Here is a 14,125-nt window from a genome sequence, read left to right on the forward strand (position 1 = left end):
CCCATAGAGACAAGACCACCGATTAATATGGTCGGTGGTCTTGTCTTCTTACTTTCTATGCGAATTTCATCTTGCCTCTCCGTTGCCGTATTGATTGCCGCTTCCGCATTCACAAGCCTGCATGGACAGGTTGCCGCGGGTGGCGGCGGCGTGCCTCGTCCGGATCAGTTCTTCTCGGTGCAGGCACCCTATAACAGCGGGATTTTTGTCGCACCGGGCAAGGACCTTTCCGCGGCACAGATTAAGAAGCGCGATGAGGCGTGGCGTGCTGAAATCCGCAAACAGCTTTTTGTTCCGGACAAACTTCCTGTGCTGCGGGCCAAAGTTTGGTCGACGTTTTCTCCTACGCCCGGCGTGCTTGCAGACCGTGTGACCTATTCCACGGCCAATGGCATGCGTGTACCTGCCATTGTGTATCGGCCTGATCCCAAGACGACGCATTGGAAGGGCAAGCTGCCCGGCATCGTTGTGGTGAACGGGCATGGTAATGACAAATTTGGCTGGTACGACTTTTACAGCGGCATTCTGTTTGCCAAGGCTGGCGCAGTTGCGGTGACCTACGACCAGATTGGCGAAGGCGAACGCAATGCGCACAAGGCCAGCCGCCAGTCACCGGCAGAGCATGATCGTGTCGTCGACCTGCCGCATTGGGGGCAACGCCTTGCAGGATTGATGCAGGTGGATGCGATGCAGGGAGTCAGCTATCTCCGCTCACTTCCAGAGGTGGATTCGCAGCGCATTGGCATGGTGGGATACTCCCTGGGCTCCTTGATCGCCGGCATTACTGGAGCCATTGACCCTCGCATCCATGCGATTGTGCTGAGCGGAGGCGGAGTTTACGATGGCCCCCACGAGTATTACGACAGCAACAAGCTGCCTTGTCAGACACCGCCGTATCTGTCGCTGGGCGTGCTGGGAGATCGCGGAGCCATTCTGTATGCGCTGAATGCGGCGCGTGGACCGTTGTATGTGATGAACGGCGAAAGCGATACCGTGATGAAGATGGCAGATCATCCGCAGCCGTGGTTTGATGCCGTGCGTGCGCGAGCGATCGCGCTCAACGGTAATGATCGCAATATGTTCACGAACATCATGTATCCGGGGATCAGCCACCGCACAAGCTGGGTGGATCTGGATGGAATGCTGTGGCTGAACCAGCAGCTTCACTTTGCTCTGTGGGATGAAAGAGCCATCCGGGCGGCCGGTACAACCCATATCTCCACATGGATTAAGGCCAATAACGTCGACATTTCGCCCACGTACTTCCGCGAAGATCGCGAAGGCGGCTTGGATGCGGTGGGACAGGGCTTTCCGGCAATTTCTCGCAAAGACCTGATGGTGCTGCCAGATGACGAGTGGGAGCGGGAGAAAAATGTGCTGATCTATGACGCCTGGGCTGAAAGAGCCCGCGCCTTGGAAGAAGGAAAGGCGCAGTGATGCAGATGCCCGTAAAGGTTACTTTTATGCGAGTCTGCAATCCCTTTGGGGGCTGAAGAATGTATAAGTTTTACAACGCAATTCTTGGTTTAACCGTGTCATCTGCTTTGCCTTCTCAGGAGATTTAAACTTGTCCGTCACCCGAAAACCGGATGCACGTAAGAAGAGCCGCTCCGGCCGAATCAAAATTCAGGATGTCGCACGGCTGGCGCAGGTATCGCTCAGCACCGTTTCTGGCGTGCTGAACGAAAAGGACAATATCCGTCCGGAGACTCGGCAGCGGGTACTGGACGTGATTGCGCAGCTTGGCTATACGCCAAATATGTTCGCCAGCAACCTGGCGCGCCGCCGCACCAAGCTGATCGGCATTATCGTGTCGGATCTGTTGAATCCATTCTTTGCTGAGATTGCGCGTGCCCTCGACATTGAAGCGCGCAAGCATGGCTATGAGACATTCCTTACCTCCACGAACTTCAACATGGAGCAGCAGGGCGTGGCCGTTCGCCAGATGTTGTCGCTCCGTGTGGCTGGCATTGCCATGATGACCTCTGAGAACGATCCTGAGGCCTTCTTCCAGCTCAAGGCCAGCGGTACGCCTGCGGTCTATTTGGACAACAATCATTCCGCACCGACTATCGGCACCGTACGCGTGGACAAGCGCCACGGTATGTACGTGGCGGTGAAGCATCTGCTGGAGCTTGGGCACAGGCGCATTCTGTTGATCAAGAATTCGCAGCGCGATTCTGCCGCGCCGCCGATGTTCTCGCATATGGAGCGTCAGATTGGCTTTGAAGAGGCTCTGCATCAGTACAACGCCGCGGACATGGATGTTCACATCATCGACGAACCAGGCGAGCCAGCTGCAGCAGGTTTGAGCGCCGTCGAGCGTGCGTTGAAGCACTACCGCTTTACCGCAGTGGTAGCTATTAATGATCTTGTGGCGCTGGGCGCATTCCGTGCATTGCAGGCTGCAGGGTTGACGATTCCCAATGACGTTTCCGTCGTGGGATTCGATGACACGTACCTGTGCCGCTTCCTGCATCCACCTTTGACTACAGTGGCGACGCCGCGCAACGAACTGGCTCACAGCGTTCTGGATATGCTCTTCCGCTATGTCGATGGGGAAGAGCATGTAAACGAACCAACGCTGTCGGCAAACATCGTATTACGTGAATCGACGGCACCGCCCGCGAAAGAATAGCCCCGCACCACAGAGGAACGTTATGCGCCGCATCCTTGTCCTTCCATTCCTGCTAATGGGAGGCCTATGCCTTCCCGCGCAGACACACTCTGCCGCATCGAGCGAAAACGTGTTGTGGTATCGCCAGCCTGCTCCTATATGGGATCACGCTTTGGCTATTGGCAACGGACGGCTTGGCGCTATGGTGTTCGGCGGTGCAAACACCGGCGCGAACAATGGCGATCTGCAGGACGCGAAGGAAAATGCAGCGCTGATGGATGGCAGCCAGACTTCGGCTGCAGACGAGCACTTGCAGCTGAACGAAACCAGCGTGTGGCAGGGAAGTCGCGCAGATCGCTTAAACCCCAAGGGGCATGAATCGTTTCTTGAGGCGCGCAAGCTGCTGCTGGATTCAAAGGGCACAGACGGCGCAAAGATCACAGCCGCAGAGAAGATTGCACAGGAAGGCATGCTCGGCGTGCCAATCAAAATGCCGGGCTACAGCACCCTGGGCGATCTGTATTTGCGTGCCACGAACGCGCAGACAGTCACAGGCTATCGGCGTGAGCTTGATCTTCAGACAGGTATCGTCCGCGTGACCTACACGATGAATGGCGTGCATTATGTGCGCGAAGTCTTCGCATCCATTCCGGACCAACTCATTGTCATGCGAATGTCTGCTGACAAAAAGGGAGCAATCAGTTTCCGCGCAAGCATGGATCGTCCTTCGGACTTTGCCGTTCGTACGCAGGGCAACGACACGCTGGTATTGCGTGAAGGTACTACTCACGAAGGGCAGATTCACTTCGCTGGTGAAACCAAATTCGTCGCTGCTGGCGGCTCAGTGAAAGCCGATGGTAAAGAGATCGTCGTGTCCGACGCGAACACGGTGACTGTGTTGATTGCAGCAGCAACGGACTTCAAAGGTGGTCCGTTTGCAGGTGGTGATCCGGAAGAGCAGTGCCAGCAGGCATTCCGCAAGGCAAACGGCCTGACCTTCCTTGCAATGTTCGGGGCCCAGGAGGCGGTGTATCAGCCGGTCTATCGGCGCATGTCGTTGCAGTTGGGTTCGGGAGATGCGGCTCTTTCAGCGTTAGCAACGGATGAGCGTGTGAAGCGTGTCAGCGCCGGTGCGGACGACCTTGGATTGCAGCAGCTTTACTTCCAGTTCGGACGCTATCTGCTCATCAGTTCGTCACGTCCAGACGGTCTTCCTGCGAATTTGCAAGGACTTTGGGCTGCAGGTGTCAACAATCCATGGGGCTCGAAGTACACCATCAACGTGAACACTGAGATGAATTACTGGTTGGCTGAACCGGCTGGTCTCTCGGACACAACCCTGCCGTTGATCAATCTCATTGACATGGTGCGGACTCCATCCAGCGGCAGCGGTATGCAGGTAGCACAGAAATACTACGGCGCGCGCGGGTTTGTGATCCATCACAACACTGATCTGTGGGGCGATGCCGAACCGATTGATGGATATCAGTACGGTATCTGGCCGATGGGTGGTGCATGGCTGGCACTGCATGCGTGGGAGCACTACGCCTTCACATTGGACAATGCCTTTCTGAAACAACGTGCATGGCCCATCCTGCATGATGCTTCGCAGTTCTACCTGGATTACCTGACCGATGATGGCTCAGGGCATCTGGTCACAGGACCATCGCTGTCGCCAGAGAACAAATACAAGCTGGCCGATGGGAAGTCGCATTCGCTGACCATGGGGCCGACTATGGACATGGAAATTGTCCGGGAACTATTCACACGCACGCTGGATAGTGGACGAGTGCTGCACGAAGATCCTGCCTTCCTGAAACAGGTAGAAGACGCACGAGCAAAGTTGCTGCCGTTCCGGGTGGGCAAGCTGGGACAGTTGCAGGAATGGCCCCTGGATTACACGGAAGATGCTCCGGGCCATCGCCACATCTCGCACCTGTGGGCGTTGTTTCCAGGAACACAGATTTCACTGACGCATACACCAGAGCTTGCGAAAGCAGCACGCGTCACACTCGAGCGTCGACTTGCGAACGGCGGCGGACAAACTGGATGGTCGCGCGCATGGGTTGTTAACTATTGGGACCATCTACATGAAGGCGAAAAGGCATACGAGAGTCTGCAGGTGTTATTCCGGCAGTCAACATTTCCAAATCTGATGGATACACATCCACCGGGAGTCTTTCAGATTGACGGCAATCTAGGAGCGGCCAACGGAATGCTCGAAGCGATTCTGCAATCGCGTTGGACAGAAGATGGAGCGGAGTTAGAACTGCTTCCTGCGCTGCCCCAACAATGGAACTCCGGTGCGGTTACAGGATTGCGCGTACGCGGCGGTGCCAGCGTGGACATGCGTTGGAGCAATGGCAAGATCACTGCGATGAGCATTCATGCAGATGGCGATACAAGTCTGCACCTGTTATTACCGACAGGTACCTCTGTTGCGGAGGTTATTAGCCAAGGGAAAAAAGTTGCTGTGACATCTGGCGTGCTTCCAGTGAAGAGAAATCGAACATACGAAGTGAAAATTCAATAAATGCAAAAGAAGCCCCGCAAGGGGCTTCACTCTTTGCATCCAAGGAACTTGTCGTTCGCATATCGTTTGCTGCGCAATCGCAGAAGGGAACGTATGCTGTTAGCAACGGATCGGCTGATCCGTGTCTGGTTCTGGCGGTAAAGAATTCCGCCCTTCGTAAACGAGCCCTTTTCTGTGAAGGAGTTTCGAATGTCCGGTACCACCCCCAGCAGCAGTCCCCTTGAACAGGATGAACTGAGCAAGCTTCATGCCTATTGGCTGGCCTGTAACTATCTTTCCGCAGGCATGATTTATCTGCGTGATAATCCATTACTGCGTGAACCACTCAAGCCAGAGCATATTAAGAATAGGTTGCTGGGTCACTGGGGTTCTGATCCCGGACAATCGTTCGTATGGGTCCATCTGAATCGTTTGATTCGCAAATATGACCTGGATGTGCTGTTCGTTTCTGGCCCTGGGCATGGCGCGCCTGCAACCCTGGCCAACAGCTATCTGGAAGGTCATTACTCGGAAATATATCCAGATCGCACGCTCGATGATGCGGGCATGAAGCGATTCTTCTGTCAGTTTTCTTTTCCGGGAGGCATCGGCAGTCATTGCACGCCAGAGACACCGGGGTCGATTCATGAGGGTGGAGAACTGGGATACAGCCTGTCGCATGCCTATGGCGCGGCGTTTGATAATCCCGAACTGATCGTTACGTGTGTCGTCGGCGATGGCGAAGCAGAGACAGGGCCGCTGGCAACATCATGGCATTCAAACAAGTTCCTCAATCCGATTCGTGATGGTGCGGTGCTTCCGGTACTTCATCTCAACGGATATAAGATTGCGAATCCCACGATCCTTGCTCGTATTCCGCATGAAGAGTTGGAATGGCTATTCCTTGGTCTGGGATATAAGCCTTACTTTGTCGAAGGTTCCGATCCTCAGGTGATGCATCAGGAGATGGCAGCAACACTGGAGAAGTGTGTTCTGGAGATTCGCGCGATTCAGGATGCAGCGCGTTCTTCCGGAACATTTGAACGTCCTCGCTGGCCCATGATCGTGCTGCGTTCCCCAAAGGGATGGACCGGCCCGAAGGAAGTCAACGGCCACAAGGTGGAGGACTTCTGGCGCGCCCATCAGGTACCTATTCTTGACCCCGTTATCAATCCGAAGAGCCTCGCCCAGGTAGAAGACTGGCTTCGCAGTTACAAGCCCGAAGAGCTGTTTGATGAAACAGGTCGACTGCGTCCTGAACTACGCGCCACAGCACCGGAAGGAACTCGCCGCATCAGCGCAAATCCGCATGCCAACGGTGGCGTGCTTCGTCAGCCTCTGAATCTTCCGGACTTCCACGCGTACTCGGTGGAAGTGAAAAAGCCGGGTGCAGAGTACATTTCACCTACAGCCACGCTGGCAATATTTCTGCGCGACGTGATGAAGCAGAACATGAAGACCTTCCGTGTCTTTGGGCCAGACGAAACTGCTTCCAACAAACTCGACGGTATCTATGCTGCTTCTGAGAAAACATGGGTGGCAGAGTATAAGCCGGAAGACACTGATGGTACTGAGATCGCGCTCGACGGGCGCGTGATGGAAATGCTCAGTGAGCATACGCTGGAAGGCTGGTTTGAGGGATACGTACTGACCGGACGACATGGGTTCTTCTCCACTTACGAAGCATTCGTTCACGTCATCGACTCTATGTTCAATCAACATGCAAAGTGGTTGGAGAAAGCGAAGAACGAGCTTAGTTGGCGTGCTCCGATCTCCTCCATCAACCTGTTGATTACATCGCTGGTATGGCGGCAGGATCACAATGGCTTTACTCATCAAGATCCGGGTTTCCTGGATATTGTGACCAACAAGAGTGCTGACGTAGTACGCATCTACATGCCACCAGATGCGAACTGCCTGTTGAGCGTGGCGAACCATTGTCTGAAATCGGTAGATTATTTCAACGTTATCGTTGCCGATAAGCAGCCGCATCTCACGTATCTCTCCATGGACGATGCGGTAAAGCATTGCACGAAGGGTATTGGCATTTGGGATTGGGCAAGCACAGACAATGGGCAGGAGCCGGACGTGGTGCTGGCGTGTGCCGGTGATGTGCCCACCATGGAGGCGCTTGCCGCCGCGGCCATTCTGAAAGAAAAGCTTCCAGACCTGAAGCTACGTTTTGTAAACGTGGTCGATTTGTTCCGCCTTATGCCCAGCACGGAACATCCACATGGCTTGTCCGACCGCGACTTCGACTCCTTATTTACAAAGAACAAACCGGTCATCTTTGCGTTTCATAGTTACGCATCACTCATTCATAAACTCGCGTATCGTCGCACCAATCATGAGAATATTCACGTCCGCGGTTACAAGGAGAAGGGCAATATCAACACGCCGCTGGAACTGGCCATCATCAATCAGATTGACCGGTTCAATCTTTCGATTGACGTGATTGATCGAGTGCCGCGCTTCCGGGACACTGCGGCTCACCTGAAAGACTGGCTTAAAAATGAAATTATTGAACACCTGAACTACGCCTATAAAGAAGGCATTGACCGCGAAGAGATTCGCAATTGGACATGGCCGGGTTAATGCGATGAACGCGTCGCATAACGCCATCCTTACACTGAATAGCGGTTCTTCATCGTTGAAGTTTGGAGTCTTTGCCAACTCCGGAAACGATGAGGAACTGCTGTTGTCTGGTAGCGCGCAGGGAATCGGTCGCAGTGATGGCACGCTGCACATACAGTCCACTGATGGAACAACTCTGCTGCATCGTGAAGCCGTTCATGAGTCGCAACCGGAGGCGCTGCAAACGATAGCAGCATCATTGTGGGATTATCTGCACGAGGCGCCCATCGCCGTTGGCCATCGTATCGTTCACGGCGGCCCACATCTGCGTGAACATCAACGCATCACGTCGCAGCTATTGCAAACACTGGATGCGGCGGTCCATTTCGCTCCACTACACATTCCAGGGGCTCTGCAACTTGTGCGGCAATCACAGGAGACCTTTTCCAACGCAACTCATATCGCGTGTTTCGATACAGCGTTCCATCGCACCATGCCACCTGTGGCAGCATGCTTGCCTTTACCCTCGCATTACTTTGATGAGGGTGTGATGCGATACGGATTTCATGGGCTTTCCTACGAATCCATCGTGCGTCATCTTGGAAGCAGCCTTCCTGAGCGCACGGTGATGGCGCATCTTGGAAATGGCAGCAGCGTGACTGCGGTCTTTCGCGGCAAATCGTTGGATACAAGCATGGGGCTTACACCAACCGGCGGAGTGGTGATGGGAACACGTACGGGCGATCTGGACCCCGGAGTTTTGCTGTACCTCATGCGCAAAGAAACTTTAGATGCAGATGCATTGGAAACACTGGTGAATCGGAGCAGCGGTCTTGCAGGATACAGCAACGGCGAAAGCGACATGCGCGCTCTGCTGCAGCGGCGCGCCACAGGGGATGCTGCGGCAGCACTTGCTATCGACGCGTTCTGTACCAGCGTCCGCAAGACGATTGGAGCCTATGCCGCACTCATGAAAGGTATTGACCTGCTCGTCTTCACCGGAGGCATTGGCGAACACAGTGATGACGTGCGTAGCGCGATATGTGATGGCCTGGAGTTCGTTGGACTAACATCGGAATGCATCGTTATTGTGCCAGCTCAGGAAGAGCTGCAGATCGCGCGTCATTGTCGCGCAATTCTGCGATAGGTCTGTATTCTTGGGCGTAGCCTTCTAAGAAGTTAAGGTTCCTAACGAACGCAGTTGCGGCCACTGGACTTGGCTTCATAGAGCGCCACGTCGGCTTGCTTCACCAACGTTTCCCAAGGATTTGTCCCCGCAGGACAAGGCGAGCAGGGATCGATGGATGCAACGCCGAAGCTCATCGTGACACGTTGCAGCGGATGATCCTCATGCAGCTTGTTCATCGCCTCAACAGCTTCTCGCAATTGCTCGGCAACGACTCTTGCCCCGTCCAGCCCCGTGTTTGGCAGCACAACAATGAACTCTTCGCCGCCATAGCGTCCTACTACATCCTCGGGCCGTTTCACGGTGTCGCGTAATACGTGTGCGATCTCTCGCAGGCAAACATCCCCGACCTGATGGCCATAGCGATCGTTGTATGTTTTGAAGAAATCGATGTCTGCCATGATCACAGAAATCATCTGCTGTTCGCGGAGAGCGGCGCGCACAGAACGTATCAGTAGCTCGTCGAAGCTCAGTCTGTTAGCAAGGCCGGTTAGATAGTCCTGTCCTGCGTAGGTTTCCAGACGCTGCTTCGCTTCCTGTAACGCACGTTTTGCGTGGACACGTTCTGTAATGTCAACGACTGCAATTGTCAGTCCGGTAATCGTGCCGGAGATATCCCGCAAAGGCTTCACGATTATTTCGTACTGCATCCCATCCCACGCGATGTCGCGGTTGGGAACATTTCCGCCTGCATCCAGGATCGCGAAGGCATCTCGTCCATTGCCGTCCTGTGCCGGAGGAAGAAAATCTGCAACCTTGCGCCCGATTAGTTCTTTACTCGAAACGCCGCATAGCGATGCCATCACATCATTCGCGATCACAAACCGAAGCTCGCGGTCCGCGACGAACAACGCGACTGGAGCGGAATCATAAACAGCCTGCAGTTGATACTGTCGCGACCACAATGTAGTGACGTCGCGATCAATGCCGCGGTAACCGGCAAACTCACCGTTCCTGTTGTATATGGGGACACCGCTGGTTTCCAGGATGATGACCGCACCGTCCTGGCGGCGGTTCCGATTGATCAATCCAGAAAACCGCTCTCGACGCGCTACCTTTGCGGCAAAAACCGCTCCAACATTTTCGACTTCTTCCGGCAGCATGAACTCCAAAGGAGTTTTGCCAAGTATTTCTTCCGTGGAATATCCCAGAATTTCTGTGCCCACGGGAGAGGAGTAGACATAACGTCCTTCCGCATCGACCTCCCAGATCCAATCCGAGTTAAGGGCCACAAGCTCGCGTAGACGAGCCAGTTCATCCGCAGGATCGGAAATGCTGACTGATGTCATCTGCTGGCCTCCCATTTGGACGCAGTGAGTGTCTCATAGACTGAGCCTGATAAACCAAGCTACGAAGTCCATAGACCATCGCTGCATCCTTCGCCTCCATTTGCAGAAGGAGTTGGATCGGAATAGCCGGATAGAAGGGAACGAGCCATTAAAGTTGACGATCTCTTCGTCAATGCCAGAGATGACTTCGTTCGTGGCCATGTTGCCACTGTAGCTGCCAGTCGTGTCTTCTACACGGCGATGGCCCGCCTATCGGATCGCCGGTTATATGACCGGAACATGGGCATGACGTGGTGGGAATGAGAGGTACGAGGATGACGAGGGATGAAGACTCTTTTTATTAACGCAGACCTGATGAGCCATCCCTCGTCGCTGGCTTCCGCGCCCGCTGCGTGTCGCACAGTCTATGGCTACGGTACCGACGCTCGATAACCTAAGAGTACGCGACGGAGGGACGGGGGGAAAGAAAAAAATGGCGACTCTTGCAGAGCCGCCTTCTCCCAGGTCTGTGTTGCAAGTTAAGTGTGAAGCCTGGGGCTTGATCCTGATAGTTACCAAGGGCCCAAGACGCTGAACGAATGGAACAGTTCAGCTGGGTGATTGATAGGCTCCGCCTACATCACGGCCAACAATCACACCAGCAGTTAAGGGATCTGAGGCGTGCCGCCGTCGTCTCGGGGCAACGAAGAATACATGGTTGATCGTGGTGCCCGGAGGGGGACTTGAACCCCCACGACCTTGCGGTCTGCGGATTTTAAGTCCGCTGTGTCTGCCGATTTCACCATCCGGGCTTATGTCTATTGTAGAGTCCGTCGTGCTGTTACGGTGTGGAAGGACCCAGGTGCGGTGATGGCATTAGTGGTACAGCGTTGCATCTTTTATCTCGGCGCTTTCGCCAGCGTATTTCATGTGTTCCACCAGGAGCGCCTTTAACTCCTTGGCTTTTTCGCGATACTCTTTGCGGCCGGCAAGGTTCACCAGTTCGTGTGGATCATTGCGCTGGTCGTACATCTGCCATTCCATGTATTGCGGGCTTGCGGCATTCTTGGCGCCGGAGATGTCTGCCACGCAGTAGGTCCAGTCCTGCGTGCGAAGAGCGCGGGCGGTCATGGATTCGCTGATCTGTACCAGTTGTTGATCTGGCCATGCGGCTCGTGCGGCTCCCTCCTGCAGCAACGGAAGGAAGCTATGACCCTTCCATGACGAGGGAACCGGAACACCTGCAGCCTGTAGTAGTGTCGGCGCCATGTCGATGATTCCGACAAGCTGGCTAATCTGCTGCGCTGTATTGAAGCCAGGGCCGTCGATGATCATAGGCACACGGATACTGCTGTTGTGCGTGGAGCGTTTGTATTCCGTATTGCGCGTCATGAAGTGGCAGCCGTGGTCTGAGAAGAAGATGAAGATCGTGTCTTCATCCTGCCCGGTCTCCTTCAGCACATTGTGGAGGCGTCCCACAGAAGCGTCGATGCTTTCGCAGGCGCCATAATAATCTGGCAATTGCTGATGCCAGTCGCCGGGAAACGCTCGCAGATCAGGAGGAACATGGGCGTTGATGAAACGCTCTGCGGAGCCTTTGGGGCCAACCATGCGATTCAGGTCGTTCTGCTGATGTGGTTCCAGTTGCGAAACGAAGAGGAAGAACGGATTGTCATGCTTCTGGCGAAGGAACTGTTCCGCCCGGTCGGTCAAAAAGTCCACGCGGTAACGGTCCTTGTAGGTGATCTCCTTCCCATCGCGGTCGTAGAGAGTGCCCTCGTAGGGATGGCTGGTGTGTTCCAAGGCATTCGCGCCCTCCCACAGATCATCAAATCCACCCCGCCAGGCTGGTGCGACGGCTCCGGGACCACCTTGTTGTGGGTTGCCGGGTGCCAGATGCCATTTCCCAATCAGGTTTGCGGTGTAGCCTGCCTTACGCAGTTCGCCGGCGAGCGTGGGGAGATCCTGCCGCATGCCGGGACCGTTTTGCCACACGCCTGTTTCCGTTGCGTAACGGCTGGTGAATAGGACCGACCGAGATGGGGCGCAGACCGGCTGATTGGTGATGGCATGGGTGAAATTGGTTCCACGGCGTGCCATGGCATCCAGATTGGGCGTCCGCGTGGAGCTATTGGCCCCGTTTGCACCGACAAAGTCCCAGCGAAACTGGTCAGAAAGGTACAGGATTATGTTCGGTCGGCGGCGAGGCGCCTGTTGGGCTGGCATCTCGCCGCTGGCGGTTAGTGCGGCTGCTGCAATTCCACTTTTACGAAGAAAATCCCGGCGATCCAATCGGCAACTCCTTGTCCCGGTAGCCATCTTAGCTTGCCGGTGGCCGAGAGTGGGCTTTGACTTGGAATCAGGCCAAAATCGAGGTATACTAAGGTGTTGGCTGCGGGTTCGCGAAATGCGCTGAGCAGTGGCCGACGAATTGACGTGAGGGAGCGTGCATGGCGAAGCGTCGTGGCAATCCGAACTGGGGCAAGCCGGAGCCGATTGGGCCGGTCGTCCCGACGGTGACATCGTTTGAGCTGATCGTGAAGGAATACAAGCTGACCCCGGACCAGTATGTTCGGTCCACGCGGTTGCGTGAGTGGGCCCGCCGTAACAAGAACTCGAAGTACATCCCGGAGGCGCTGTTGGAAGCGTGGGGATTTGAAATCGAGTCCACCCTGTAAAGAATTGAAATCCATGAGGAAGGGGCTTCGTCTTCGGACGAAGCCCCTTCGCTTTTTCCGAAGCCTTTCTTTCCGTGCAGCATCCGACAGAAGGGAAGACTACACTGGAGGCGTATGCCTGAGAGCCCGTTTGTCGATGTTCCGGAAGCGCTGCGGCAATTTGCCGCAGGGAAGATGATCGTTGTCGTAGATGACGAAGACCGCGAAAACGAGGGCGACCTGACCCTTGCAGCGGAACACGTTACGCCCGAGGCGATCAACTTCATGGCGAAGTATGGCCGCGGACTGATCTGCCTGACGCTGACCGAGGAGCGCGCAGACTATCTGCGCCTGATGCCCATGGCCAGCGAGAACACCTCGCGCTTTGGCACGGCGTTTACCGAGAGCATTGAAGCCCGTGAAGGCGTGACGACGGGCATTTCCGCGGCAGACCGTGCGCATACGATCCTTACGGCAGTCAATCCAGGAAGTACGGCGGCAGACCTCGCACGTCCGGGACATGTGTTTCCGCTGCGCGCCCGCAAGGGCGGTGTTTTGGTGCGAGCGGGGCAGACGGAAGCGTCGGTGGATTTGGCACGCATGTCCGGATTGATTCCTGCGGGAGTGATCTGCGAAATCATGAACGAAGACGGGACCATGGCGCGGGTGCCGGATCTGATTACGTTCTGCCGTGAACACGATATGGCCATGCTGACAGTTGCGGAGCTGATTCGCTACCGGTTGCAGCATGAGCGCTACATCCATCGTGAGGCGGAGACGCTATTGCGCACGCCGTGGGGAGAATTCCGCACGATTGCCTATGCCAGCGACGTGGAAGAGGGCGAAAGCCATCTTGCCCTTGTCATGGGCGATGTGACGGCTGCCGGCGGTACCGAAGCACCTCTGGTTCGGGTGCATACGCATTGTCTGGCGGGGGGCATTTTTTGCCATGACAGTTGCGAGTGCAGGCAGAGCATTGAAACAGCTTTGCGCCGGATCGGTGAAGAGGGACGCGGTGCTCTGGTCTATCTCCACAACGCAAGCCGCGGTTTCGGCATCGACCGCACCGTCATGCCGCCTCGCATGGTGCTGCATCGTGACGGTGTGACACGCGGCAAGGACCAGACGCAGACGCTGCGGCATACCGGCATTGGTGGTCAGATTCTCTCTGACCTGGGAATTCATCGGTTACGGCTGCTTGTGTCGCGCCCGACGCACGTTCCTGCATTGCAGGGCTTCGGTGTTGAGATTGCAGAGCAAATCCCCATGGGCGAAGTCGTAAAAGCTGTCTGATCATCACATCACTGCAAT

9 protein-coding genes and 1 tRNA gene are annotated in these 14,125 nt (G+C 55.3%); 7 read left to right on the forward strand and 3 right to left on the reverse strand.

Annotated features, from left to right (window positions below):
• Nucleotides 1-57: 57 nt before the first annotated feature.
• From JAO32_RS05965 to JAO32_RS05985, 5 genes are all read left to right on the forward strand, one after another.
• The gene (locus JAO32_RS05965; protein WP_334238483.1) at nt 58-1,437 is read left to right on the forward strand and encodes an alpha/beta hydrolase family protein; all 1,380 of its coding nucleotides are present in this window, start codon (nt 58-60) and stop codon (nt 1,435-1,437) included.
• A gap of 130 nt (nt 1,438-1,567) precedes the next feature.
• Nucleotides 1,568-2,638, forward strand: a complete 1,071-nt coding sequence (locus JAO32_RS05970; protein ID WP_334238485.1) for a LacI family DNA-binding transcriptional regulator — start codon at nt 1,568-1,570, stop codon at nt 2,636-2,638.
• Between the two features lie 22 nt (nt 2,639-2,660).
• Nucleotides 2,661-5,150, forward strand: coding sequence for a glycoside hydrolase family 95 protein (locus JAO32_RS05975; protein ID WP_334238487.1), 2,490 nt, complete (start codon nt 2,661-2,663; stop codon nt 5,148-5,150).
• Between the two features lie 189 nt (nt 5,151-5,339).
• Entirely contained in the window at nt 5,340-7,724 is a 2,385-nt protein-coding gene (locus JAO32_RS05980) for a phosphoketolase family protein (RefSeq protein WP_334238489.1), read from the forward strand.
• A gap of 4 nt (nt 7,725-7,728) precedes the next feature.
• The gene (locus JAO32_RS05985) at nt 7,729-8,850 is read left to right on the forward strand and encodes an acetate/propionate family kinase (RefSeq protein WP_334238492.1); all 1,122 of its coding nucleotides are present in this window, start codon (nt 7,729-7,731) and stop codon (nt 8,848-8,850) included.
• 41 nt (nt 8,851-8,891) lie between these two features.
• On the opposite strand, the gene JAO32_RS05990 is transcribed toward JAO32_RS05985, so the two are convergent.
• From JAO32_RS05990 to JAO32_RS06000, 3 genes are all read right to left on the reverse strand, one after another.
• Nucleotides 8,892-10,178, reverse strand: a complete 1,287-nt coding sequence (locus tag JAO32_RS05990) for a sensor domain-containing diguanylate cyclase (RefSeq protein ID WP_334238494.1) — start codon at nt 10,176-10,178, stop codon at nt 8,892-8,894.
• A 704-nt stretch (nt 10,179-10,882) separates the two neighbouring features.
• Nucleotides 10,883-10,969, reverse strand: a tRNA-Leu gene (locus JAO32_RS05995).
• A gap of 64 nt (nt 10,970-11,033) precedes the next feature.
• Nucleotides 11,034-12,449, reverse strand: a complete 1,416-nt coding sequence (locus JAO32_RS06000; RefSeq protein WP_334238496.1) for a sulfatase-like hydrolase/transferase — start codon at nt 12,447-12,449, stop codon at nt 11,034-11,036.
• Nucleotides 12,450-12,607: 158 nt separating this feature from the next.
• Here JAO32_RS06000 and JAO32_RS06005 point away from each other — a divergent pair, with 158 nt between their 5' ends.
• Together JAO32_RS06005 and ribB are read left to right on the forward strand one after the other, a co-directional pair.
• Nucleotides 12,608-12,835, forward strand: a complete 228-nt coding sequence (locus JAO32_RS06005) for a hypothetical protein (protein ID WP_083344693.1) — start codon at nt 12,608-12,610, stop codon at nt 12,833-12,835.
• Between the two features lie 114 nt (nt 12,836-12,949).
• Nucleotides 12,950-14,107, forward strand: coding sequence for a 3,4-dihydroxy-2-butanone-4-phosphate synthase (gene ribB / locus JAO32_RS06010; protein ID WP_334238502.1), 1,158 nt, complete (start codon nt 12,950-12,952; stop codon nt 14,105-14,107).
• Nucleotides 14,108-14,125: the final 18 nt, after the last annotated feature.

Source organism: Terriglobus sp. ADX1 (genome assembly GCF_036877645.1).
Taxonomy (GTDB): Bacteria; Acidobacteriota; Terriglobia; order Terriglobales; family Acidobacteriaceae; genus Terriglobus.